Genomic DNA, 24,410 nt, shown 5'->3' with positions numbered 1-24,410 from the left:
GGGAGAATGGCGGAACGAGCGGGAAGAAGAAACGTATGTTACTGTAGCGTACGGGCTTCACGGGCCGTATGAAGCGTCGGAGACCCGGAACTCGGCTTCGATGTCAGTCGCGCTCGGCACTGGCAGTCCAGCCCGTCGAAGCGCTGCGATCATGCGCATGCTGTCCTTCGGCGACAGGTTTCTCTTCCGGTTCTCGACCACGATGTTGGGCAGATAGTCGGGGCGCATGTTCATGAACACCTCGCCCTCGCGCTTCGCTTCCGCCAACAGCCCCGCCTCGGAGTAGATGACCGCCGCAACGCCATGGAAGAGCGGAAATTTCTGCAGGTCGGCTTTACGGATCAGCCGCACCGCCACCTCATGATCGTCGAGCATGCAGGCGATCAGCGCGCGTGTCCCGAAGTAATATCCGGCGCCGCCCGGATTGAGCTCGATCGCACGATCCAGCAGTTCCGCGCCGCGCTTCCATTGCCCCGAGAACGCGACGCGCGTTCCGAGTTCCCCGAGGAACTCCGTGTCGTTCGGGTTGGCGACGAGCGCCGCTTCGCCGACTTCGAAGGCTTCTTTCGTCTCGTTGTTGAAGAATAGAGCCGTCATGAGCGCCTGCAGGGCGCGCGTGTTGTCGGGTTCGAGCGAGACCGCCCGCCGCGCCGAACCCAGCGCTCGCTCCATCGCAGGACCCTTGTCACTCTGTGGATTGAACTCGAACCGGCCCTCGTCGAGATGGATGAACGAGAGCATCGACCAAGCGGTCGCGTAGCCTGGGAAACGCGCCACGGCGTTCTGAAGACAGTCGCGCGCGATCAGATGCGTTTCCGGGTTCAGCTCCTCGCGGTAGGCGTAGAAGCGCAGCGTGCAGTCATGGACGCCGACATCGTCCGGCGGCGGGTTGGCCGCCAACGATTTCGCGATGATGCCGTAAGGCTGGGCGATCGCCGTCGCCACCTTGCTCGCGACATCCGTCTGAATAACGAAGAGCTCGTGCGTGTCCAGGTTCTCGTCGTAGTGCTGCGACCACAGGATGGATCCTTCGGAGGTGTCGAGGAGACGCACGGTCACGCGGATCTTGTCGCCCGCGACGCGGACCCCGCCCGCGAGAAGGTAGTGCGCGCCAAGTCCCTCGCGCACCTGAGACGCCTGGACGCCTGGAGGCAGTGCCTTCGATGTCTCGCGGCCGAAGACGGTGATCTCCTTGAAGCGGGGAAGGGCGGTTAGAAGCTCCTCGGTCAGCCCGGCGGCATAGCGTGCAGCCTGGGGGCCGTCGCCAAGATCCGCGAAAGGTGCGATTACAAGGGTCGGCTCGCCCGGAACCTGCCCGGCGGAACGACCGGTGGCCGGCCCCGTCAGAACTCCCGCGTAGTAGCCAAGCGCCGCGCAGACGAATGCCACGAGCGCGGCCAGCATGGGCCAGGCGCGTCGCCGCCACGCGAAAACCCGGGGCTCGACGACCTCTTCGATCGGCGCATCCCCGGTCGCTTTTGTCGGCGCGTCATTCCACGTAAAGGTCGGCACGTAGCCGCCCTTAGGGATGTCGATGCGGATCGGATCGCGTTGGCCTGCAACGAGATAGTAGCGTTCGATGACCCGGCGAAGACGTCCGGCCTCGATGCGGACGACCGGATCCTCCTGAGAGAAGCCTGCGCTTCGGTTGAACACTTCGATGGCGATCGAATACGCCTTGAGACGCTGTGCCCGGCCTGCAAGCGTCTCCTCGGTGACATATTTCAGGAAGGCAGCGCCGCGTCCGGCGCTGGGAAACTCGCGGCTCGACAGAATCCGTTCAAGCTGCGCCCTGACCTCCTCATGGGTCGGACAGGGGCGCTCGGCCTGATCGTCAGGCAAAGGCACCGAGGTCTGCATTGCATCCTTCCCCTCGTCACACAGATGCGCGACAGTTAAAGCTTGTATTAAAATCCCCTTATGCAACCTAACCCCCGAGGAGCCCTTCGTCTACCTGAAAGAAGTTTCAAGGTGGATCGCCATGGGCCGGGCAACCGGTTGGGGACGATGACGGCGATGAACGGGCATGACGAAGAGCGTGCCAGGCGTGGCCGAACTCAAGCGGGCGCCTCCTGCTATCGTTGCTTCCGGCACGCCGGGTCGGCCGGCATCGCAGCGCAGTTCTTGACCGCGATCTTCTGCGTGTCACCGTCTTGTCCGGTCAGACCGCCGACATGATTGGCGTAGTTGCTGCGAGTATCGGCGTCGAGCACGGCGACGGGGGCGGTCAGTACGAGGCCCGCGGCGCTTCCGGCCGCCGCCGCCACATGCGTCGTCCCTGCAAGGATCGTGTCGCCGAGGCCGACCCGGCTGTCGGTCAGCGTCTGCCCTTCGGACAGCCGCGCGCCGATGAGCTGGACGACTTGCGGCGATTCCGCGAACTTGCTGTGATTGAGGTCGTCGCTGACCTTGATCTTGGTCAGATCGATCACCGAGATCTTGTAGTCGGCGAGTTCGGCCTTGTACGGCGCGGTTTCCGGATCGATCGAACCGAGCCGCGGGATGTTGCCCCAGACCCGCCGCGAGAAGGCAAGCGCCTTGTCGTCTTGCGAGACGAAGAGCGTGAACTGCGGATGAGGGTCGCCCATGTCCTCGATCTGAGACCGGAAGACGTCCACGTCGACGTCCGGAGCGGCCAGCATGACGTTCTTGAACTTCGCCGGAAGACCGTCATTGCGGATCGCCATCTGCCGGAGCGCTTCCAGCGCCAGCCAGTTGCCCATCGAGTGGGCCAGCACGTTGACTTCCTTCACGGTCCCGTCTTTGGCGAGATACTGGAACAGCGTCTCGAGCGCGTTGCGCGTATAGTTGGTGCTCTCGCGGTCATAACCGTAGGCGAGCAGGCTGCCGCGCGATGGCCAGGTCACGAGGACCGGCGTGCTGTGGACATTGGAATCGTGGACGATCTGAGCGAAGCGGTAGACGCTATCCTCGAAGCGGTTGTTGAAGCCATGGATGAAGACCAGGACGCTTTGGTCGCGGTTCCTTTTGACCGAGGCGTTCAGCCAGTCTTTCGCACCCTCGAGACTGAGCTCATCGGCCTTCAGCGTGGCGAAGTCGGTCTTCGGATTGGAAGGCAGCTTCCTTGGCCAAGCGACGTCGCCCTCCTTGCGGACCTTGGGCAGTGAAACCCTCATCTGCGCAAAGGACGGCGTCCGGGCGCGCTCGCCCGTAAACATCTCGCCCGGAACAGTCGATCGGGCGCGCGTGGTCGCGACGAGCATGTCGACGCGACTGGTACCCGGCGCGGTGTCCGCAACGGGGGACAGCACGCCCTTCGGATGTCCGCCGCAGCCAGCAAGCACGACCAGCGCGAGGCATGGAAGAAGTCGCCGGATACGACCAGCAGTCAACGAAGCAAACAAGCTCAAGTCCCCTGTTGAAATCGATTCGCCGTGCTCGATGCTCACGGCGATCATCGAGCGCTATCGTGGGCAGACGTCCCAGAAACCCGTCTTCTTGGTGCTATCGGTATAGTACCAGCACATGCCGGACTTCGGCGGCGTCCCGGCGACCGAGGCCGCCGCGGCGCCCGCGATGAAGCCGATGGCGGCTCCAGCCGCGATCGCACCCCCGGCGGGCCAATAGCGGCGAGGATTCACGACGACGACGCCGCGCCTGACGGGCGCGCGAGGGACCACGACGGCGCCGCGATTGCCAACGGCCGCACATCCTCTGGCTCCGCAGCCGACCACCGCACGGCGGGCTTCGGCCGAGGTCGGAGCGAGCATTGGTGCGGCCACCATCATCAGGATGGCCGCAGCCGTCGCGAGGTTTTGAATGTACTTGATGAGGTTCATGAGTGCGGTCCTGGTTAAGGGCATAATCGAAACTTCGCCTAGCGAATTCCTGATTGGCCGGACCATGCCTCAATCATCGCGATTCCCTTCGTATGTTACTGTACGTTACGGCCTAGCGACGACGACCGGGAAGGGCACGCCGAGACGGATCGCCTTCGAGAAGTCGGGCGACAATCCATCCGCCCGCGCCCGCACGTCGATCTTGGCAATCTCCCGCAGGCGGTCGAGCGGCATCGACGTGTCGACGGCTCCCCGGTCATAGGCGTAGTCGGGAAGATAACCGTTGACGATCAGCCGCCAGTCGAACGGCACCTTGTCTCCTGCGACCCGCATTAGCTTGGCGACGGTCGTCGTGCAGTTCGTCGTGATCGAGTTGTAGAACTGTGGGGTCCGGGCGAGCGCATTTGCCTCCGCGACGTACTCGAGCAGCAGGTTGCGCGCCTGCTCGGGACTGGCTCTCAGCCGGTAGATTTGGACGTCCTCACCACGCACGTTGGAGCGGACGCCGACGACGTCACGTTCGTCCGCCGCAACAACCACCAGCGGGTCGTTCTTGAAGAGATCGGCAAGGGGAGAAAACCCGCCCCCGACCTTGTGGCGCACCTCGATCGACCAGGCGAGCTGTTCGCCGCCTTCGAAGCCAAAGCTGAAGATGACATGCGCGATCTTCGGCCCCGCCCAGTATGACATGAACAGGTCGACCGTCCTAACCTTGCTGACATCGTAGGTTCGCGTCGTCCAGCGCTCCGTAAAGTCGGAATTGCTTCGCCACTCGAAGTCCCGGACATCGGTCAAGGTCAGCGAATTTCCCTCGACACGACCCGTGACCTGGCGGGCGACATCCGGCGCCCATGCGGCGTCGGCTTCCGGCTTGATCGAGTTCCACCACAAGAGAACCAGCGCGAAGACGGCCGCGAACGAAAGGAGGGCTCTGATGCGCTGCCGGCTGGCAAGCGCCGCCACAGTGAAGAGACCGTAGACGAGGAAGACGCCAGTGCCGATCGCCCGCCCGCCATCAGGCAGGGGTAGGCGATACCATAGGGCGAGGGAACTCCAGGCTGTCAAAGCCGCCACGATAACGGCGACCGGGAGGATGAGGACGATCGCCATCGGTCGAGGCATGTTGTTCCTTTTCTGTAGCCCCCGTGCCGCCACGACGGCGAGATCGCGACTTTATCGGGCGGCTGGGAATGGAACGACCTTGGCAAAGTCCAGCATGGTGTGGATTTCCGCGGCGAGGCCGTCCATGAGTTCCAGCGCCTCGGCATAACGTGCATCCCGCTCCGGAGCCGTAGACGACTTCCAGTCCCGCACGAGCTGGTCGGCGATGGAAAAGTCGTTGCACAGTTCCCGGAAGCTTTCACTGCGGGAGGCAAGCGCTTCGATCTCAAGCGTCTGCTCGGGAAACCTGCGCTTGGCGAACTCCGTGTCGTATTCCATTGCATCGGCTCCCGGCCAGGCGACGCGGGGGGCGCATATCGCGTCGTCGTCGTAAAGATGACACAGAACCGGGCCGGCACCATGTAGGTTACAGTAACACACCGTGAGTTTCTTGCGGTCGGCGGCGCATGTGTGGTCCATTCGGTCATCGGCCCGGTGGCGGGCCAGCCATGCGAGGACCTTACCGTGAAACCCATCCTGATCTCCGTCACAGCGCTGCTGATGTCGACCGGACTGGCGAGCGCAGCCGAGCCGATCGTCGGAAACTGGAAGACGACGCTCGGCGACACCGCCGCGATCGAGCCGTGCGGCGGCGGTTTCTGCATCACGCTGAAGAGCGGCAAGCATACCGGCGAGAAGATCGGCGCGTTCGAAGGCAGCGGCGGCAGCTATTCCGGCAAGATCACCGATCCCGACGCGAAGAAGACCTACAACGGCACCATCAGCGTTTCCGGCGACACGGTCACCCTCAAAGGCTGCGTGATGAAGGTCGTCTGCGAGTCGCAGAAATGGTCACGCCAATAGTCTGCGGGGACAATCGGATACGGTAACATACGGGTGCTTCCGGCGTGATCGGTTATCCCTTTCGCAGGGAATCATTTCCGGCGATCGCCGGAGCCATGAAAGATCGGGGCTGCTGCATGATTGAAATGAAAAGCGTCTATTGCGGGTTGGCTCTGGCCCTGGCGGCGGCACCCGCGGCCGCCGCAGACATGTCGGGACCTCGATCGGTTATCGCCGACAGCGGATGGAAGTTCCAGGTCACGATCGACGGCTGGCTGGCAGGTTTGAATGGCGACATCGGCGTGCGCGGTCTCCCGGCGGCGGCGGTCGACGTCTCGCCTCTGGACGTGCTCGAGGATCTGGACGGCGTGTTCGCAGGATCCTTTCAAGCAGCAGGCGATAGCTGGCTTCTCTATACGGATGTCATGTGGGCCAAGATTTCGACCGACGCCGACTTCGGCCCCTTCGGCGGAACGGCCGACTTCGAGCAGACGCAGATCGTGGCGACGGCCCTTGTCGGCTACGAGCTGCCGATCAACGTGGCGAACATGCAGCTCTACGCGACAGGCGGACTTCGCTACCAGCACAACAAGGTGGAACTCGGGATCGATCCCGTGTTCTTTCCGGCGATCGACCGCAGCGGTTCGCAAAGCTGGGCCGATCCCATCGTCGGGCTCACCATGCATTATGATATCACCAACAAATGGTTCGTGGACGTCATGGCCGACGTCGGCGGCTTCGGCGTCGCTTCCGACATCACGCTGCAGGGCACCGCGACGGTCGGCTACAACTGGACGGACAGCCTCGCTTCGTCTTTCGGCTACAAGGCCCTCTACACCGACTACGAGGACGGTGGCTTCCAGTACGACGCCACCCAGCACGGCGTCTTCACGCGACTGGCGGTGAAGTTCTAGGCGGAGTCCGGCTGCGGTCCGCCGCAAGCTACGGCCGTGTAACCGTAACATACTTCCTTTCGCGCCGCCGAATGCACACAGATTGGCGACCTCATGAAAAACGACCGACGGGGCGGTCGACAAGGAGAAAGCAATGAAACGCGCGACGAGACAGGTTTACGCTACTGCTGCGGTGCTACTGATGGGCTGGGGGGCCGCATACGCCGAAGCACCGAAGACGAAGATGTCCACGCCGATACCGGATTCGATCGTCACGCCGGAGAGCGTCGACACCAGGATTGGCAAGCTGAATTTTTTTGACGGCTTTCCGGACGACGCCACTTCGGAGAAGATCTATGACAATCTCGATTTCATGCGCGGCGTCGATGCTTTTCTCAATGCCATGCCCGGCGCTTCGGTCGAAGCCCTTCGGGTTGGACTGGCCGGCCAGGGCGCCGACAACAACCAAACCATTCTGATATTCGAAAATCTCATGGATTCGCATTCGCTGTTCCTGACCGGCAACACCGAAAGCATCTACAATCTCATGTGGCTCGACACTAAGGCGGGTCCGCTGGTCATCGAAACGCCGCCCAACATCCTCGGCATGATCGACAACCACTGGTTCGAATATGTCGGCGATGTCGGCAATGCCGGCCCGGACAAGGGCAAGGGTGGAAAATACCTGCTCTTGCCGCCGGGCTACGACGGCGTGGTCCCCGAGGGTTATCACGTATTGCGGTCCTCGACCTACGGGAACCTGTTCTTCTGGCGCGGCTTCCTCGAAAACGGCAGCACGACGACGGCAGTCGAAAACACCAGGAAATTCGCCAAAGTCTATCCGCTTTCGGAAGCCGGCAATCCGCCGCCGATGAAGATCGTCAACGTCTCAGGCAAGGAGTTCAACACGATCCATGCCAATAATTTCCATTTCTACGAGGAAGTGAACGACATCGTTCAGTACGAGCCAAACGAAGCCTATCATCCGGAGGTGCTGGGACAGCTCGCCGCTATCGGCATCGTAAAGGGCAAGCCCTTCGCGCCAGATGCGCGGATGAAGAAGATCCTCACCGAAGCCGTGGCCGTCGGCAATGCGACGGCGCGCACCATCACCTTCAAGACGCGAATGAAGGACGCCTATTATTATCCGAACAGTGCCTGGTTCACCGGCTTTGTCGGCGGCAGCTACGAGTTTCTGCTGCAGCCCGGCGTTCGCTATCTGGATGCCCGCGTCCTGTTCCACTACTACGCGACGGGGATCACGCCGGCGATGGCGATAAAGCGCGTTGGCATCGGTTCGCAATATGCCGGCGCCACGACCGACAAGGACGGCAAGCCGTTCGACGGCGGCAAGACCTATAAAATTCACCTGCCGCCAAACATTCCCGCAAAGGAATTCTGGTCGTTTGTGGCGTATGACAACCAGACGCGTTCGATGTTGCAGACGGATCGGCAATTCCCCAGCATCGGAAGCGACAAGAAAGACATCGTGATCAACGCGGACTCGTCGGTCGACGTCTGGTTCGGTCCGACGGCGCCGAAAGGCCATGAGGCCAACTGGGTCCAGACAGTGCCCGGCAAGGGTTGGAACGTACTTCTTCGCCTCTATGGGCCCCTTGAGCCATGGTTCGACAAGACCTGGAAGCCAGGCGAGTTCGAACCGGTCGAGTGACGCTAGAATATGCGATGAACTCCAATGCCGATCCGACTGGTACGTCGGATCGGCATCGGCCGGAAGCATGAGTGCGCCGCCGGCATCAGCCACGGCGCCTTGAGCCTTCTGGCTCATGCGCCATAGCAACGATCAGCAGGACTGGGGGAGGCGGAGCTTGACGTCAAGATCAGGGCCGTCGGCACCATGGATCTACCTGGCTCTCCTCGCAGCTCAGACCGCCGCGGCCCTGACCCTGTTCTGGATCGTGTTTCCCATCTTTCATGGCTTGGTCACCCACCTCGGGGAGCAGCAGATGCTCGCTCTCTCAGACCAGGTCGGGATTGTTGCCAGCACCGCACTGCTCCATTGCTGTTACTGGACACGGTTGAAATGGGTGCCGGTCACGTCGCCGTTTCACAGTGTCTTTGCGGCGCATCTGCTCTTCTTCGCCAGCCGGGTGAGCTTCTTCTTCGGCGGCGCGCTCTTTTCGGCCATTTTCTTCAGGCATCTGCCGGAACTCGACGCCTTTCCGCCATTCGCCCAAGCGTTCGTGAAGAGCCTGTATGTCGCGGCGACGCTGTTCGGACTCTTCTGCTACTCGCTCGAACTGGATCGCTTCGGGAAGGCGATGGAGGATCGGCCGCCAGAGCGCAGCGAGTAGCTTCCACATCCATCGCTGCGGCGACGCGTTGAACGCCGTCTCCTACGGTCCGTGTAACCGTAACATACTTCCCTTCTCACCCCCGAAAGCGCACCAGATGCGTGCGGAGAGTTTCTCCGACGATCAATCGTTCACTATGGGGGTAGCATGTCGACGAGAACCAGACTGTTAGGAGGGGCGCTGGTCGCGTTCCTGGCGCTCAGCGGTGCGGCCCGTGCCGACACCATCAGCTTCGCCGACGCGGTGAGCACGCTCGCCAACGACTGCGGATCCGACATCAAGAAGTTCTGCAAGGGCCTGAACCTCGGGAGCGGCCGCATCCAGAACTGCCTCGAATCCCATGCCGCAAAAGTCTCGCCGACTTGCACTTCGACACTGGCGAGCGTCACCGCCTCGATCGAGCAGCGCCTTGCCGCCCAATCGTCGTTCACCGCGATCTGCAAGCACTACGTCGCGCAGTTCTGCAGCGGCGTGGTGGGCGAGGGAAACATTCTTTCCTGCCTGAACAAGGCGACGCGCGTGAACGAAGGCCAGTGCGGCCAGGCCATCATCGACGCCGGCTGGCGGTGAAACGATGTTGAAGGGACACAGGATCATGAAGAGCTTTCGACTTGCAACGATATTTGCCGCCGGACTGCTGCTGGCACCCGGCCACCCGTTCGCACAAGAACTGAGCGGTTCGCAGGTGGTGCGCACGCTCGACAGATTGCAGGGCGGAGCTCCGGCCGTCGACCTCGCATTGCTTATGGAAGAAGCGGCGGCGAGTGCAGGCAAGGGCGTCGCCGCGCTTCCCGACTGGCAGAAACTTTCGAAGCTGTCGCAGCTCATCGTCGAGATCGACTTCGAGAACGACTCCATCGCCATCGAACCGAAATCCTACCGCACCGTCGGCATGATCGCCGACGCCCTGCATCATCCGAACCTGCGGCGCTACAAGTTCCTTGTCGTCGGACACACGAGCTCGACGGGCGACGCCAAGCACAATCTGGACCTCAGCCAGAAGCGGGCGAACGCAATCACGGAGGCGCTGTCGACGACCTTCGCCATCGCCCCGGATCGTCTGTTCGCGATCGGCGTCGGCGAGGAGTGGCTCGTGGATCCGTCGAACCCGCAGGCCGCCGACAATCGGCGCGTCCAGCTCGTGAACCTCGGTCTCGTGAAGTAGCAAAAAGGAGAATTCTCCATGAAACGCCATATACGGATTGGCACTCTCGCCGTAGCCTGCCTCGTGTCGTTCGCAGGAGCGGCGCAGGCCGAAGACGCGATCACGGCACCCGCCGCCAAGACCATTGGAGCGACCACGGCCACGAAGATGGTGCCGTCGCTCGCCGTCCTCAATTCCGGCGGGGCGACGCTGGTCGATGGCAAGCTGACGATGACGGGCGTCACCCCGAACTCCATCGTGTTCGCCGACCGTCCCGTACGATCGGCCGGACATGTGCTCACGACCGAGTTCATCAAGGAATGGGACGAGGGCAAGGACAGCTTCGCGGTCGACCCGCCGAACGCGACGATCTCGGTCATGAGCAGCGATGGCATCGCTGTCGAAGACGCGGTCGTGGTCCTGACCAAGCCAAAGCTGGATGGCGGCACGCTGACCTTTGACGTCCAGGTTCTCGAGGGCGAACTCGCAAAGGCCAATGGCCCGGCTTCGCTTTTCATCGACATGTTCGTGGCGCGCGCCGGAATGGGGCGCGTCGGCGTGGTTGGCGTGGGTGCGGTCGGCTTCCACGGGGGGTGGTATGCGCACCCGGCGGCCCGCTACGGCGCTGCGGTCGCGACGGGCGCGGCCATCGGTGCCGCGGCGGCCTCCGCGCCATACTACTATCACCCCCCTTGCGGCTACTATCCGTATCCGCCCTGCTACTGAAGTCGGGAGCGGCACATTGCAATGGAACAGGGGGGGAAGCAGTCGAGGCAGATGGAAGTCGGCTGCGGGCGTTCTTGCCGCCGTCCTCCTGGCGTATCTGCTCGTCTGCTACCTGGTCATGCCGGAGCTTTGGATCTTCCGCGACCGGAGCACCGTTGCCGATCTCAGCCGGATGGTCACCACGACCGACGACGACATTCCGGGCGACCCGATCAACGTCGGGGTCGTCGGCCCGAAGCAGCAGGTGATCAAGGCCTTCGCCGCCTCGGGCTGGGATCCCGCCGACAGGATAACGTTGCTCTCCTCGGTTGAAATCGGCCTGAGCGTGGCGCTTGATCGGCCGGATCTCGATGCACCCGTCAGCCCGCTGTTCTTCGACGGCCGGAAGCAGGATCTGGCTTTCGAAAAGCCTGTCGGGCGTAGCGCGGACGAGCGCCACCACATACGCCTCTGGCGCACGGCGACCGTCGGCGCCGACGGCCAGCCGCTGTGGCTGGGCTCCGCCAGCTTCGACCGCGGCGTCGGTGTCAGCCACGACACCGGGCAGATCACCCACCATATCGGCCCCGATCTCGATGCCGAGCGCGAACTGGTGATCGGCGACCTCAAGGCCGCCGGAGAGATCTCCATGACCTACGAGCGCACGGGCGTCGGTGCGACAAAAAATGGTCGCAACGGCGGCGGCGATCCGTACTTCACCGACGGTCGAATCCTTGTAGGGGTGCTGAGATCGACCGAAAAGCAATAGGATCGGCGGCAGCTGGACAAGGACGAGGGGAGCGACCGCATTGATGAGACTGCGGTCTTCGCCAAGCCACGCTGCTTCCTGCACGATGCTTTCACGAAGGGCTCGAGGAGGTCAGTTGAGCTGCTCTCGTGATGGCCGGTGGGGCACGCGGCGGCCATACTGGAAAAACTTCCTCGCCTGCACGTGAGCTTGCAGTCCGATAGAACCTGCCGACGACGCCAAGTGGGTCTACCTTGTTCGCAACAAGCGGAATGCGACCGACATCCAATCTGAGTGCGAATCGCTGAAAAGCTACCCCGATTTTGGCCTCCGTTGCCGACGGACTGCCGTTCTCCGAGGGATGAAATTTCTGATTCACGATAGCGCGAGACGGCCCGAGAAATACGCCAAGTAGATTGGAACCACTGCCGAACCCTTTCGGCTCAAAAGTGTTACCTATGTCTTAGGTACGTTCCGTTACCTATGTGTCGGGAATGGACAATGGAGAACTGGCGCACCGGACGAGATGAAACTGAGAACTGCTACATCATTGTTTTTCCGATAGAACCTTGATTGCGGCTTTCTGGGCATCTGGGACCGTTGGCCTGTTCGCTTTTTTATCGGTCGAGCGGAACCGACCTTCGGCGCGCGCGTTTGCGGGCTAGGATGACAAAGTCGGCGGACGACGAGGTTTGCCTCGGGTCGAAGTGGCAGCGCGATCCGAAATGCGACCCGCGCAGTAGTCATCGACCCGACACTCATGTCCGAGTGCTGGCGCAAAGCCATCCAAAAGAGGCATATGCATGCGTTCGTTCTCTATTTCGTCAGATGGGCAACTCGCGATAACGGCGAGCGAGACTTCCTCGAAAAATGATTTCGACTATTTGATAGGTAAGTGGAACATCAGAAATCGTACATTGAAAGAACAGCTGGCCGGCAGCGACGAATGGGAGGAATTTGACGCGACCCAGGAACTCCGCCCCGTATTGCTGGGGCTGGGCAATTTCGACATTTTCCATACGGAATTTGACGGAAAGCCATTCGAAGGCCTCACCGTGCGATTATTCGATCCGCAGACGCGTCTGTGGACGATCTACTGGGCTGACAGCAACGCAGTGAAACTCGACGGCGGAAAGGTTGGCTCGTTCGACGGCGACGAAGGTGAATTCTTTGGCCGTGAGGTTGTCGCCGGCAAAGACGTTATCGTGAAATTCCATTGGGATAAGCGCGACCCGAACGCCCCGATTTATAGCCGGGCGTTCTCCGCTGATGCAGGCCGAACCTGGGAATGGAATTGGTGCTCGAACTTTTCGCGACGGTGATCGACTAAGTTGGCTCAAACGATCTCGCCCTATTCGAGTCGGGACGATCGTATTCCATATCGCGGAGCGCATGCGGGCCTACTTGGATTTAAGACCGAGCGCTCATTGATCAGATTGGCGTCCAATTTCGGCGAATTTCCTTCGGATCGCTCCAGACAACCGACTGACCAGTTTTGGGCGAAACAGACGTTCGCAGGAATCGGAAGGCCCTTTCGCCCATACGAGTTCGAATCCTCGCCGGTGAAATGGCGCACCCGACAGGATTCGAACCTGTGACCTTTGGAATCGGAATCCAACACTCTATCCAGCTGAGCTACGGGTGCATGCCTAAGGCGGTTTGAATCGCCTGTCCGATGGGTGGTTCTTAGCCTAGCTTGCGGCTGGCTTCAATCGGGAAATTCTCAGAAATACGGGTGCTTGCGCTTTCCAGGGTGTTTTTATCCGTCAGCCTGGGACCGTTGCATAAAAACTCCGCCGGCCTTGCGGGCGGCGGAGCGTGATTGTTGCGGGCTGTCGTTTGGCGGCAGTCAGATCTGCATGGCGCCGGGGCCGGGGATGGCTTTCGGCGGCACCTTGCCGAGGATGATCATGCCGAGGACTTCGTCCTTGGTCACATCCTCGGTGCGGGCGTGGCCGACGACCTGGCCGTTCTTCATCACCGAGACGCGGTCGGCGAGGTCGAAGACGTCGTGGATGTCGTGGCTGATGAGGAAGATGCCGATGCCTTCCTTCTTCAGCTGCTTGATGAGCTCGCCCACCTGCGCCGTCTCCTGGGGGCCGAGCGCTGCCGTCGGCTCGTCCATGATCAGGATGCGGGCGTTGAAGAGGATCGCACGGGCGATCGCCACCGATTGCCGCTGGCCGCCCGAAAGCGCCTTCACCGGCTCCTTGAAGCGCTTGAAGTTGGGGTTGAGCCGCCCCATCACCTCGCGGGCCGAGGCTTCCATCGCGACGTCGTCGAGCGTGCCCCAGCGGGTCTTCAGCTCGCGGCCGAGATAGAGGTTGGCGGCGGCGTCGACATTGTCGGCGACGGCGAGCGTCTGGTAGATCGTCTCAATGCCGTATTTCTTGGCGTCGCGCGGATTGCGGATGTCGGCCGGTTCGCCGTTGATCAGGATCTCGCCGCCATCGCGCTTGTAAGCGCCGGAGAGGATTTTGATCAGCGTCGATTTGCCGGCGCCGTTGTGGCCGAGCAGGGCCACGACTTCGCCGGGGTAGAGATCCACAGAGGCATTGTCCACGGCGTGAATGCCGCCGAAGGAGATCGAGATGTTTTTCAGTTCCACGAGGGGAGTGCGTTGATCAGCCATGTCTTGGGCTCCTCTCACTTGGCACGGGCGCGGTAGACGGTGTCGAGCCAGACCGCCACGACGAGGACGGTGCCGACGACGACGCTCTGCAGCGGCGTGTCGACATGCGCGAGAACCATGCCCGATTGCAGGGACTGCATGACGAGCGCGCCGAGCATGGCGCCGGCGATGGTGCCGGTGCCGCCTGCCAGCGACGTCCCGCCGATGACGGCGGCGGCGATGGTGTAGAGCTCGTCGAGCGTACCCTGCGAGTTCGTTGCGGCGTTGAGGCGGGCGGTGGAGATCGCCGCTGCAATGGCAGCAAGAATGCCCATCAGCGCGAAGATGCGCACGGTGACCCAGCGCGTCTTGATGCCGGCGAGCTCGGCCGCCTCGGGGTTGCCGCCGATCGCGAAGACGTAGCGGCCGAAACGCAGCCTCGTCGCGATGAAGGTCATGATGATGCCGACGACGATTGCGATCAGCACCGGCACGGCGATGCCGTAGGGAATATCCAGGCCGGTTTCGGGCCAGGGAATATTGTTGGTCTCGGCATATTTCTTGGCGATGTTGATTGGCCAGTAATAGCTGTTGGCGACCCAAACGGCGCCGAGGATCAGCACGCAGCTCAAGGTGGCGAGGAAATATTCAGCCCACATCGGCCGGCGCGGAAAGCCGAAGCGGCGGCGCTGCCGGCGCGAGCCGACGATGCTGGCTACGACGAAGAGGCAGGCGGCGATGCCGACAATCCAGCTCCAGGTAGCGCCGATCGAGCCCTCGGCGCCGCCGCCCATAATGCGGAAGGTCTGGTCCATGGGGGCAACCGTCTGGCCGCTGGTGACGAGCCAGGTGGCGCCACGCCAGACGAGCAGTCCGCCGAGGGTGACGATGAAGGAGGGGACGTTGAGGAAGGCGATGATAATGCCCTGGAAGGCGCCGATCAGGCAGCCTGCCGCCACGCCGACCAGCAGCGTGATCGCCCAGGTGAAGGGACTGTCGAAGCCGATATATTCCGGCAGGATCTTGGACTGCGTCACGCCCATGATCATGCCGCAGAGGCCGAGCACGGATCCCACGGAAAGGTCGATGTTGCGGGTGACGATGATCAGCACCATGCCCGTGGTCATAATGGCGATATCGGTCGTCTGAACCGAGAGGTTCCAGAGATTGCGCGGGGTCAGGAAGAGGCCGCCGGTGATGATGTGGAAGCCGATCCAGATGATGATGAGCGCGCCGATCATGCCGAGCAGACGCGTGTCGATCTCGGTGGCGCGGAAGAAGCGGGTCACCGGACTGGCTTCCGCCGTTCGCGGCCCGCTTGATGTCGTTGATTTTACCATTTCGGCCATGGGTTTGCCGTTCCCCAACTTTTGTTTGGACGGATGCGCCGGCGTGCCAGAAACTGCGGCGTCATGCGTCTGTTCTTCAACTGGCCATCGCGGAGCTTCCGGAAACTGGGTCGCGTGGCGTCGCGACGCTTCCGGCAGGGAATGAAAACCCGCGATGGCGCGGCGAGGCGGAGAAATTTCGTCGATCGAATTCTCATCCGCATCCGGCGCCGCAACGGTGTTCCGCTGCGGCGCCGGCAATTTCAGTGCAGAGCTTGCTTACTTGCAGGCAGCGACTGTGTCGGCCTTCACGCCCTGGCAGGCTTCAGCCTTGGAGATCCAGCCGGCGTCGATGACGAGGTTCAGATTCTCCTTGGTGATTGCAAGCGGCTTCAGGAAGACTGACTGCATTTCCACGCCCTTCGGGCCGCCCTTGAAAGCCAGGGCGCCGTCGATCTTGCTCATGTCCTTGCCGCCGGCGAGGTCGAGAGCGATTTCGGCGGCGCGCTGGCCGAGTTCGCGGCTGTCCTTCCAGACAGAAACCGTCTGCGTGCCGAGCGCGATGCGGTTGAGTGCTGCCTTGTCGCCATCCTGGCCGGAAACCGGAACGGAGCCGGCGAGGCCCTGGGCGTCGAGCGCTGCGATCGCGCCGCCGGCAGTGCCGTCGTTTGAGGCGACGACGGCGTCAACCTTGTTGTTGTTGGCGGTCAGGAACTGCTCCATGTTACGCTGAGCGTTCTCCGGCAGCCAGCCGTCGGTATAGGCTTCGCCGACATTCTTGATCTTGCCGGCGTCGATCGCGGCCTTCAGCACTTCCTGCTGGCCCGAGAACAGGAAGTCGGCGTTCGGATCGGAAGACGAGCCCTTGATGAAGACGTAGTTGCCTTCCGGCTTGGCCTTGAAGACGCCTTCAGCCTGCAGGCGGCCGACTTCCTTGTTGTCGAAGGTGATGTAGAAAGCGGCCGGGTTTTCGATCAGGCGGTCGTAGCCGACGACAGGGATGCCTTCGGCGGCGGCCTTTTCGATCGCCGGGGCGATGGCGTCGGAATCCTGTGCGAGAATGATCAGCGCATTGGCGCCCTGCGAAATCAGCGATTCGACGTCGGTCAGCTGCTTGGCGGCAGAAGACTGCGCGTCAGCGGAAATATACTTGGCGCCCTTGGCTTCGAGAGCCTTCTTGATGGCGGCTTCGTCGGTCTTCCAGCGTTCTTCCTGGAAATTCGACCAGGAAACGCCGACGACGAGATCGGCGGCCATGGCGGCAGTATGCACGGAAACGAGAATGGCGGCACCCGCCATCAGTTTCAAAATAGACTTCATAATGTCCTCCCGAGTGAGTTGCGACCGGCCCAGCCCATGCTTCCTCCGGCCACCGCGATAAGCCTGTCCAGAAAGGTTCGGATTTTTTTCTCGACAGTCGAGAAATTTAGTGTCAGAGATTTTTTCAACTGTCAACACTGCACTGCCAGCTTAATTTCCTTGCGAAACACCGGCTGGAGATGCAGTGGAAAACAAAGGGAAGAGCAAGCAGGAGGAGAGGGCGGCATTCATGCTGACCAAGTCGAGCACGGAGCTGGTCCGGCAGAGAAACAGCGTGCTCGTGCTGTCCGTGCTGCGTCGCCACGGTGCGCTCGCGCATACTGAAATATCCGATTTCACCAGGCTTTCGTCGGCCACCATTTCGGCGATCACCACTGAGCTGGAAAAAGCCCAGATCATCGAAAAATCGGAACAGCAGCCGGCAAGCGGCCGCGGCCGGCCGCGTGTGCTGCTGCGCCAGCGGCGCGATTGCGGCTATCTCATCGTCGTCATCATCTCCTCGGATGCCGTGCAATATTCGCTGGTCGATTATGCCGGCAAGCTGATCGATCGCTTCAGCGAGGAGCGTTCGCATGATCCGGCAGGTGCCGTCCGCTTCGTCGCGGCGGTGCGGGCCGGGCTTTTGCGGATTCTCGATCGTTCGAAGATCAGCCAAGAAAAGGTGCTGCTGATCTCGATCAGCAGCAAGGGACTGGTTAATTCGACCGAGCCGGTTCTCGTATGGTCACCGATCTTCGGCAGCGAGCAGATCGATTTCGAATCAGCACTCCGGCCGGAATGGCAGGCCAAGGTGATCCTCGACAACGAGACGCTGCTGGTTGCAGCCGCGCTCGGCGCGCGTGAAGAGATCGTGAAGGGCGCCGATTTCCGCTCGCTCGCCGCCCTTTCGCTCGGCCACAGCGTCGGGCTCGGCATCGTCAGGCGCGGGAACCAGACAGGCCAGGAGATATCGGCACCCAATTTCGGGCACATGCTGCACATGGCCAATGGCGGGCTCTGTCGCTGCGGCACGCGTGGCTGCATCGAGGCCTATGCCGGTTTCTACGCGATCCTGCGCAGCGCCTTCGAGGTGCCGCTCGATACGATCCCGGCAAAGTTCGTGCCGGTGGCGGAACTGGACAAGATTGCCGCAAAGGCGCGCCAGGGCCAGCGGGTCCCCGCCTTCGCCTTCCGCCAGGCGGGACTGGCGCTCGGCAACGGGCTGTCGCGCATGCTGAGCCTGACGGAGCGCATGCCGATCGCCATCACCGGGCCGGGCACGCGTTATTACGACCTTCTTCAGCAAGGGATCGAAGAGGGGCTCGGGCAGTCGCATATCGTGCGCATGGAAGGCATGCCCGAGATCAGGGTAGTGGCCGACGAGCAGATCCTCGTCTTCGAAGGACATCTGAACCGGGCGCTATCCGTCATCGACGAGGATATCGTTGTCTCGGGCGTTCAGGGAATCCAGGCATCGGCGACTATTCAGGAATCGGATTGAGGGTTTCTCTCAATCAAGCATGTGGCTTTAAAGGGCGCGCCGCGACGCCCACAAAAAGATCCGCAAAACGCGAAATGGCCGGGCAGGCGCCCGGCCATCTCCTGCATGGCTTCCGGTCGGGAGAGGGCCGTCAGCCGATCTTGATGAGCTTGCCTTCCTTGACGGAGAGGACCGCGGCATCGGCGAGTGCCAGCGCTGCGAGACCATCGGCGCCTGATGGAGAGATCTTCGAACCCTTCTCGATCGCGGCGATGAAGCCGGCGATCTCGTTGGCATAGGCTTCGGTGTAGCGGGTCATGAAGAAATCGTGCAGCGGCGGGCGGGTATAGCCATCGCCGTTTGCCACCTCGATCGAAACGGGACGTTGGTTCTCGGCCGAGACGAGGCCCTTGGAACCATGCACTTCGATGCGCTGGTCATAGCCATAGGTGGCGCGGCGGGAATTGGAGATGACGGCCTGCTTGCCGGATTTCGTCTGCAGGATCACCGAGACGCTGTCATAGTCGCCGGCTGCGCCGATCGCCTTGTCGACGAGCACGGCGGCGGTCGCCAGCACCGAGACCGGCTCCTCGCCGAGCAGGAAGCGGGCCATGTCGAAATCGTGAATCGTCATGTCGCGGAAGATGCCACCCGAGCGCTTGATGTAATCCACCGGCGGGGCGCCGGGATCGCGCGAGGTGATCGTCACCATCTCGACATCGCCGATCTTGCCTTCGTCGATGACCTTGCGGACAGCCATGAAATGCGGATCGAAGCGGCGGTTGAAGCCGACCATCAGCTTGGCGCCGGTCTCTTCCACCACCTTGATGCAGGCCTTGACACGGGCGACGTCGAGATCGATCGGCTTTTCGCAGAAGATCGCCTTGCCGGCGCGGGCGAAGCGTTCGATCAGGTCAGCATGGGTATCCGTCGGCGTGCAGATGACGACGGCGTCGATGTCCTTGGCTGTCTCGATTGCCTCGATGGTGCGGACCTCGCAGCCATAGGCGGAGGCGATGGCTTCGGCTGCCTGCGGAAAGGCGTCGGCGACCGCGACGAGCTTTGCATTGGCGTCGCCGCTGACAGCCTTCGCATGAACCTTGCCGATGCGGCCGGCGCCAAGAAGACCAAATCTCACTGTCATTCCAACCTCCCTTGAATTCGGAACAAATAAACCGAATAGTCAAATTTCTGGAATTTTCATTCCACCTTCTCTGCGTCGCGTCAAGGCCTCGGATCTTTCACATTTGCAAGATTCGAACCAGAGCATTTCCGGCTCGGATTGAAGCGTTCTTCCGGAGCCGGCCTCTCGAACATTCGATACAGTTTGAGCCAACAGAATACTTTAATCTGGCCAGGAAAGGCTTTAGAGACAAGCGCGGCACAGGCCGAGGGCAGTGCGACATATCCGACCGCGGGGTAAAGATGCAGCTGATCGATCCGAACCATCCGGCATACCGGCGCCTCTGGGTGCGAGTTGCCATCGTTGCCGTCTGCTTCGGCTGGGCCGTGGTCGAGTTCGTCACCGGCGATCCGTTCTGGGGCGTGCTCGCGGGCGGGGCGGGCGCTTATTCCTTCTACATATTGTTCTGGACCTTCAAGCCGCAGCCACCGGCCACCGAGCCGGCCGCGCAGCCTGACGCCGAAGAAGAAGAAGGGCCTGCGGCGACCGCTGAAAAGCCTTCCAAGGACGGGCAGGCGGAATAATCAGGGGGCGATTCGGCGCTGCGCTTCGTCGCATTGTCGCGAAGGCAGGCAACACCGTCGGGGGTGATTGGCGCGGGCATGCTGGCCGGCGGTGCGGGTGTCTATTCCTTCTATATGCTGATCTGGGCCTTCGATCCGAAGCCGCCGGAGACGGCGGCAGTCGTCACACCCGATGACGCAGACGGGGGACGAGCCGGCAGTTAACGAAGAGAAGAAGGCCGAAGAATCGAAGCGCGCCGCGATCTTCCGATGCGCGCCACGCTTGATGTCTTTGCTTGATACGATCGCAAAACCGACGCACAGCTTCGCGTGCAGCCAGCCCGATCCCCGGCGCATTCCCGTCCTGTCAGAGTGACAGTTCCTTGGCTTGCGCGTCGATCTTTTCGCAGGCATTCCCGAATGGATCGTGCATCGGTACCAGCGGCGAGACGCCGAGCAGGAGAAGCGCTTTCAAATGTGACCAGCCACCTCCCAGCAATGGCGCAAAGGATGCCATCACGATGCGTTCCTTGCCATAGAGGCGCTCGTACTCTGGAAAATTGCAGAAGTTCTCGTGATTGCTGTTCTTCAGATGGAAGGACTCGGTCTCAGCACCTTCGGCAAGGATAACTTCGTGCGTATCGAGCATGATGGCATAGTACTCGATGGATACGTTGGCGGCGGGAGTGACCCATGCAATCGACTTGCCGTTCACGAGGTCCTTCACCTGGATCAGAATGCCATTCAGGTACAGCGCATGGCCAGGCGACAGATAGAGATCCGAATGGGGTGTTTGCCCGTCCAGTGCGTGGCGGGAAACCCGGATCGGCACGACGTCCTTGTGCCAGCGCGCGCCGCTCTTCTTGAAGCTTTGGCGGCCGACCCACTTTACCGGACGGGTGCTGCCGTCAGGAAGGGCAACGCGATCGCCGATGCGCAGATCCTCGACGGGCTTCTCACCGCAATCCGTGAGGATCGCCGTTCCCCGCAGGAAGCAATTTGGGCCGCTCCCGCTGCCGCCGCCACCTCCGCCACTACCACCACCTGAGCCACCGCTCCCGCCAGAGCCTCCGTGTCCACCGGAGCCGCCCCGTCCCCAAAGCCGCCCCAGCGCGTTGGCCGGAGAGGTGGTAATTGCTGTGGCCAAGGCGGCCACGCCGGCAAGACGAGCTCCGGCGGCTGCGGCTACACCTAGAAAATGTCTGCGCGCAGTGTTGCGTGGCAGCTTCGGATCTTCCGTAGATGACATGTCGGCGGTCTCCTGAAAATATTTGCACCGCCCTATGTTACAAGAGGTTGTACCGCATTCAATTTCGCTAAATAGCTACGGCCTACCAAAAAGGGAGTAGGCATGGTCTACGGGGGTCCCGAAATACGCTATTGCCGGTAGCAAAAAGCGGGAGATTTATCTGCTACCCGAGCGCGAAAGAATCAAACTGAGCACCATGGGCACCGGTTGAAGCGCAGGAAAAACAGCCCATATAGAGCTCGCGAATCGAGCCGGAAACGGCGGCTCTTCCAAAGCTTCGGAACGTTTGCCTGCGTTCGCGAGAAAGCTTCAGCTGTGCGGCAGGCGGCGCATCGCCTCGTCGATCAGCAGATTGGCGATCATCATGCGCCTGTTGGCATTGTCGCGGAAAAGCTCCGCGACGCCATCAGGATGATTGGCCTTGGCAAAGGCGCGCCGCTTCTCGTTCAGCGTCTGTTGGGTATCGGCGGCAGCGATCGCCAGTTCCGCAGCGATCTCTTCCGGAGCGATGCGGGCGAGATGGTCCGGCATGACGGGCTCGGGTGGAGGCGCAGCCGCCGGTTCCTCCGCGATCGCGGCGGCGGGATCGAGCTCCAGATTGTCGAAATAGGCCTGGCCGACGCGTTGCGAGGCGGCCGAGACACCTTCCATGACATCAAAGGCAAGCCCGGTCGCAAGGCCCGGCACCCGATGGGCCGCCCGCGCCTCGGCGTCTTCGGCCGTCTCGTCCTCCGCCTTCAGTCGCTCGAGGACTGATTGAAATACCGACTGCCCGAACAGCATCCCGCCTTCCTTTCGAAGCGCGCATTAAAAGAGAGCAAGATGGCGCAGGGCTTGCGGCTGTCGTCAGCCGGCCTGCTTGCGGCTCTCCTCGAGGATGATGTCGTAGAGCAGCCTTGCACTCGGCGGCAGCGCCCGTTCCCTCGCCGTGATCATGCTGTAGGGCTTGACGTTGATGTCGAAATCGATCGGCAGCATGCGCACATCAGAGGCGTTCGAGCCCTGGCTGGCAAGGAACTGGGCGACGTCGACGGCGACGGGAGCAATCGCATCGGTTTCGCAGATGATGGCGCAGGTGAGCAACAGCGAGGAGGTGTTGACGATGTTCTCCGGCAACGCCACGCCGCGCGACAGGAAGACGTCCTCGATCGTGCGGCGCAGCAGCGTGCCGGGCGGCTGGAACACCCAGTCGTAATCCCTGACGTCGGCGAGGCTGCTCGTCTTCTGCTTCATAAGCGGATGGCTGCTGCGCACGATCAGGCAGGCCCGCTCGATGCCGATCTCTGTCACCTCGAACAGGCGCGGATTGAGATCATCGGGAATGCGGCCGATGATGAAGTCATGGCGGGCGGCGAGCAGCTCGCGGGCAAGCACGTTGCTCGTCTCCACCTGGATGTTGATCTCGATGCCGGGATAGGCCTTGCGCACCTTGTTGATTGCCGGAACGACGAGGCTCATGGCCGGCGCCGTTACCGCGCCGATGAAGACCGAGCCGCCTTTGCCGCTTTTCAATTCACCGATCTCGCGACTCGCCTCGCGCAGCTCCAGGAGGATCTTCCGAGCCCTGCGGGCAAGCGCTGCGCCGAAGGTCGTCAGCACCACGCCGCGGGCCACCCGCTCATAGAGCGACGTCTTGGTAATCGATTCCATTTCGGACAACATGCGCGATGCGGCGGGCTGCGAAATGTTCAGAACGTCGGCTGCGGCGGAAATCTGTCCGCTATCTTCGATTGCGACGATCATGCGCAGGTGATTCAGCTTAAGTCCTGCACGTAAAAGGCTGTCATCGCCGAAATTATCGCTGTGGATATCGACGTGATCCATTGAAAATGGCTCGGAAACAATCGTCATGGTTGCAGCCTCCTCACTGCGCTCCATCAAAAGTAATACTTTTTAACGATATACCAAAATTGTTATGCATATTACCACTTATTCTATTTGACAGTTATAGGAATCCATACCAGTTTGCCGCCGTGTGCTGGTTGGCACTCAACACGTGTGAGATCGTGGAGGAGACCTACTTCGTTTCTCACCATCTGAAGTAACTATCCAATACGGAACCTGCCACAGTTTCGGGGCGGGCGATTTTTCGTCCGCCGTCTATTAACAAGGGAGAGAGAAATGAAATCCATTATCTCATTGATGGCTGCGGCTGCCTTCGGCGTCGCTTCGTTCGTTATGCCTGCCATGGCGCAGGACAAGGGGCTTGTCGGTATCGCAATGCCGACGAAGTCTTCGGCTCGCTGGATCGACGACGGCAACAACATCGTCAAGCAGCTCGAGGCCGCCGGCTACAAGACCGACCTGCAGTATGCTGACGACGATATTCCGAACCAGCTTTCGCAGATCGAAAACATGGTCACCAAGGGTGCCAAGGTTCTCGTCATCGCTTCGATCGACGGAACGACGCTTTCCGACGTTCTCCAGAAGGCTCATGACGCCAACATCAAGGTCATCGCCTATGACCGTCTGATCCGCGACTCGGCCAACGTCGACTACTATGCGACGTTCGACAATTTCCAGGTCGGCGTTCTGCAGGCTGGTTCCATCGTTGACGCCCTCGGCCTCAAGGATGGCAAGGGTCCGTTCAACATCGAACTGTTCGGCGGCTCGCCGGACGACAACAACGCCTTCTTCTTCTATGATGGCGCAATGTCCGTTCTGCAGCCCTACATCGACAGCGGCAAGCTCGTCGTGAAGTCCGGCCAGACCGGCATGGACAAGGTCGGCACGCTGCGTTGGGACGCTGCAACGGCCCAAGCCCGCATGGACAACCTGCTCTCGGCCCACTACACCGACGCCAAGGTCGATGCGGTCCTGTCTCCCTATGACGGTCTGTCGATCGGCATCATCTCGTCGCTGAAGGGCGTCGGCTACGGCACTCCGGACCAGCCGCTCCCGGTTGTTTCCGGTCAGGACGCCGAAGTTCCGTCGGTCAAGTCGATCATTGCTGGCGAACAGCACTCGACGGTCTTCAAGGACACCCGCGAACTCGCCAAGGTCACTGTTGCCATGGTCGATGCCGTCATGTCCGGCAAGGAGCCCGAGGTCAACGATACGAAGACCTACGATAACGGCGTCAAGATCGTTCCGTCCTATCTGCTGAAGCCGGTTGCTGTCGACAAGACCAACTACAAGCAGATCCTCGTCGACGGCGGTTACTACACCGAAGACAAGCTGAAGTAATGAGAGGGACCGGAACCCGTGC

25 protein-coding genes and 1 tRNA gene are annotated in these 24,410 nt (G+C 61.4%); 13 read left to right on the top strand and 13 right to left on the bottom strand.

Features of this window, described 5'->3' with window-relative positions; translation table 11 throughout:
- Positions 1 to 57: 57 nt before the first annotated feature.
- The 5 genes from RlegSU303_RS17055 to RlegSU303_RS17035 all read right to left on the bottom strand — a co-directional run bounded on the left by RlegSU303_RS17055 (position 58) and on the right by RlegSU303_RS17035 (position 5,240).
- Positions 58 to 1,860 (bottom strand): adenylate cyclase, encoded by a 1,803-nt coding sequence (locus RlegSU303_RS17055; RefSeq protein ID WP_131719265.1) that lies wholly within the window; start codon positions 1,858 to 1,860, stop codon positions 58 to 60.
- A gap of 215 nt (positions 1,861 to 2,075) precedes the next feature.
- On the bottom strand, positions 2,076 to 3,353 hold the full coding sequence (locus RlegSU303_RS17050; protein ID WP_051077435.1) for an alpha/beta hydrolase: 1,278 nt from the start codon (positions 3,351 to 3,353) through the stop codon (positions 2,076 to 2,078).
- Between the two features lie 72 nt (positions 3,354 to 3,425).
- Positions 3,426 to 3,800, bottom strand: a complete 375-nt coding sequence (locus RlegSU303_RS17045) for a hypothetical protein (RefSeq protein WP_017961627.1) — start codon at positions 3,798 to 3,800, stop codon at positions 3,426 to 3,428.
- Between the two features lie 105 nt (positions 3,801 to 3,905).
- Positions 3,906 to 4,922, bottom strand: a complete 1,017-nt coding sequence (locus RlegSU303_RS17040; RefSeq protein ID WP_131619601.1) for an Lnb N-terminal periplasmic domain-containing protein — start codon at positions 4,920 to 4,922, stop codon at positions 3,906 to 3,908.
- A 51-nt stretch (positions 4,923 to 4,973) separates the two neighbouring features.
- Positions 4,974 to 5,240, bottom strand: coding sequence for a hypothetical protein (locus tag RlegSU303_RS17035; protein WP_026158814.1), 267 nt, complete (start codon positions 5,238 to 5,240; stop codon positions 4,974 to 4,976).
- A 222-nt stretch (positions 5,241 to 5,462) separates the two neighbouring features.
- Here RlegSU303_RS17035 and RlegSU303_RS17030 point away from each other — a divergent pair, with 222 nt between their 5' ends.
- The 9 genes from RlegSU303_RS17030 (at position 5,463) to RlegSU303_RS16990 (ending at position 12,871) form a co-directional block, all read left to right on the top strand.
- Complete coding sequence (locus tag RlegSU303_RS17030) at positions 5,463 to 5,765, top strand: DUF2147 domain-containing protein (protein ID WP_051077434.1); 303 nt, start codon at positions 5,463 to 5,465, stop codon at positions 5,763 to 5,765.
- 116 nt (positions 5,766 to 5,881) lie between these two features.
- Positions 5,882 to 6,658, top strand: coding sequence for a hypothetical protein (locus RlegSU303_RS17025; protein WP_026158813.1), 777 nt, complete (start codon positions 5,882 to 5,884; stop codon positions 6,656 to 6,658).
- Between the two features lie 133 nt (positions 6,659 to 6,791).
- Positions 6,792 to 8,309 (top strand): DUF1254 domain-containing protein, encoded by a 1,518-nt coding sequence (locus RlegSU303_RS17020; RefSeq protein WP_017961622.1) that lies wholly within the window; start codon positions 6,792 to 6,794, stop codon positions 8,307 to 8,309.
- A 157-nt stretch (positions 8,310 to 8,466) separates the two neighbouring features.
- Entirely contained in the window at positions 8,467 to 8,952 is a 486-nt protein-coding gene (locus tag RlegSU303_RS17015) for a hypothetical protein (RefSeq protein WP_017961621.1), read from the top strand.
- Between the two features lie 147 nt (positions 8,953 to 9,099).
- A complete protein-coding gene (locus RlegSU303_RS17010) occupies positions 9,100 to 9,522 on the top strand; it encodes a cysteine rich repeat-containing protein (protein WP_017961620.1) in 423 nt (140 codons plus the stop codon).
- Positions 9,523 to 9,547: 25 nt separating this feature from the next.
- Entirely contained in the window at positions 9,548 to 10,117 is a 570-nt protein-coding gene (locus RlegSU303_RS17005) for an OmpA family protein (protein ID WP_017961619.1), read from the top strand.
- Positions 10,118 to 10,135: 18 nt separating this feature from the next.
- Complete coding sequence (locus RlegSU303_RS17000) at positions 10,136 to 10,822, top strand: hypothetical protein (protein ID WP_017961618.1); 687 nt, start codon at positions 10,136 to 10,138, stop codon at positions 10,820 to 10,822.
- Between the two features lie 16 nt (positions 10,823 to 10,838).
- A complete protein-coding gene (locus RlegSU303_RS16995; protein WP_017961617.1) occupies positions 10,839 to 11,570 on the top strand; it encodes an LssY C-terminal domain-containing protein in 732 nt (243 codons plus the stop codon).
- A 782-nt stretch (positions 11,571 to 12,352) separates the two neighbouring features.
- Entirely contained in the window at positions 12,353 to 12,871 is a 519-nt protein-coding gene (locus RlegSU303_RS16990; protein ID WP_231283226.1) for a hypothetical protein, read from the top strand.
- Positions 12,872 to 13,117: 246 nt separating this feature from the next.
- Here RlegSU303_RS16990 and RlegSU303_RS16985 read toward each other — a convergent pair.
- From RlegSU303_RS16985 to xylF, 4 genes are all read right to left on the bottom strand, one after another.
- Positions 13,118 to 13,194: transfer RNA gene (locus RlegSU303_RS16985), tRNA-Arg, on the bottom strand.
- Positions 13,195 to 13,398: 204 nt separating this feature from the next.
- A complete protein-coding gene (locus RlegSU303_RS16980; protein ID WP_003542059.1) occupies positions 13,399 to 14,181 on the bottom strand; it encodes an ATP-binding cassette domain-containing protein in 783 nt (260 codons plus the stop codon).
- A gap of 14 nt (positions 14,182 to 14,195) precedes the next feature.
- Complete coding sequence (locus tag RlegSU303_RS16975; protein ID WP_131629754.1) at positions 14,196 to 15,509, bottom strand: sugar ABC transporter permease; 1,314 nt, start codon at positions 15,507 to 15,509, stop codon at positions 14,196 to 14,198.
- 258 nt (positions 15,510 to 15,767) lie between these two features.
- Positions 15,768 to 16,808, bottom strand: coding sequence for a D-xylose ABC transporter substrate-binding protein (gene xylF, locus RlegSU303_RS16970; protein WP_131619602.1), 1,041 nt, complete (start codon positions 16,806 to 16,808; stop codon positions 15,768 to 15,770).
- A gap of 229 nt (positions 16,809 to 17,037) precedes the next feature.
- On the opposite strand from xylF, the gene RlegSU303_RS16965 reads away from it, so the two are divergent.
- Positions 17,038 to 18,288 (top strand): ROK family transcriptional regulator, encoded by a 1,251-nt coding sequence (locus tag RlegSU303_RS16965; protein ID WP_131629801.1) that lies wholly within the window; start codon positions 17,038 to 17,040, stop codon positions 18,286 to 18,288.
- Positions 18,289 to 18,418: 130 nt separating this feature from the next.
- Here the strand turns inward: RlegSU303_RS16965 and iolG are convergent, their stop codons facing one another.
- Complete coding sequence (gene iolG, locus RlegSU303_RS16960) at positions 18,419 to 19,411, bottom strand: inositol 2-dehydrogenase (RefSeq protein WP_131629752.1); 993 nt, start codon at positions 19,409 to 19,411, stop codon at positions 18,419 to 18,421.
- Between the two features lie 281 nt (positions 19,412 to 19,692).
- On the opposite strand from iolG, the gene RlegSU303_RS16955 reads away from it, so the two are divergent.
- Together RlegSU303_RS16955 and RlegSU303_RS34240 are read left to right on the top strand one after the other, a co-directional pair.
- The gene (locus RlegSU303_RS16955; protein WP_003542043.1) at positions 19,693 to 19,974 is read left to right on the top strand and encodes a hypothetical protein; all 282 of its coding nucleotides are present in this window, start codon (positions 19,693 to 19,695) and stop codon (positions 19,972 to 19,974) included.
- Positions 19,975 to 20,052: 78 nt separating this feature from the next.
- Entirely contained in the window at positions 20,053 to 20,178 is a 126-nt protein-coding gene (locus tag RlegSU303_RS34240; RefSeq protein ID WP_017961610.1) for a hypothetical protein, read from the top strand.
- Between the two features lie 142 nt (positions 20,179 to 20,320).
- On the opposite strand, the gene RlegSU303_RS16950 is transcribed toward RlegSU303_RS34240, so the two are convergent.
- From RlegSU303_RS16950 to RlegSU303_RS16940, 3 genes are all read right to left on the bottom strand, one after another.
- The gene (locus tag RlegSU303_RS16950) at positions 20,321 to 21,202 is read right to left on the bottom strand and encodes a Hint domain-containing protein (RefSeq protein ID WP_131719266.1); all 882 of its coding nucleotides are present in this window, start codon (positions 21,200 to 21,202) and stop codon (positions 20,321 to 20,323) included.
- A 309-nt stretch (positions 21,203 to 21,511) separates the two neighbouring features.
- Positions 21,512 to 21,985 (bottom strand): hypothetical protein, encoded by a 474-nt coding sequence (locus RlegSU303_RS16945; RefSeq protein ID WP_017961608.1) that lies wholly within the window; start codon positions 21,983 to 21,985, stop codon positions 21,512 to 21,514.
- Between the two features lie 63 nt (positions 21,986 to 22,048).
- Entirely contained in the window at positions 22,049 to 23,053 is a 1,005-nt protein-coding gene (locus RlegSU303_RS16940) for a LysR family transcriptional regulator (protein ID WP_017961607.1), read from the bottom strand.
- Between the two features lie 270 nt (positions 23,054 to 23,323).
- On the opposite strand from RlegSU303_RS16940, the gene chvE reads away from it, so the two are divergent.
- Positions 23,324 to 24,388 carry a multiple monosaccharide ABC transporter substrate-binding protein gene (chvE, locus tag RlegSU303_RS16935; RefSeq protein WP_017961606.1) on the top strand — a complete coding sequence of 355 codons (1,065 nt, stop codon included), beginning with the start codon at positions 23,324 to 23,326 and terminating at the stop codon, positions 24,386 to 24,388.
- Positions 24,389 to 24,410 lie beyond the last annotated feature (22 nt).

Origin of the sequence: Rhizobium sp. SU303 (genome assembly GCF_021052345.1) — a bacterium.
GTDB lineage: Bacteria > Pseudomonadota > Alphaproteobacteria > Rhizobiales > Rhizobiaceae > Rhizobium > Rhizobium laguerreae.
Note: the sequence above shows the minus strand (reverse complement) of the source record. Positions and strands in the feature narration are given on the sequence as shown.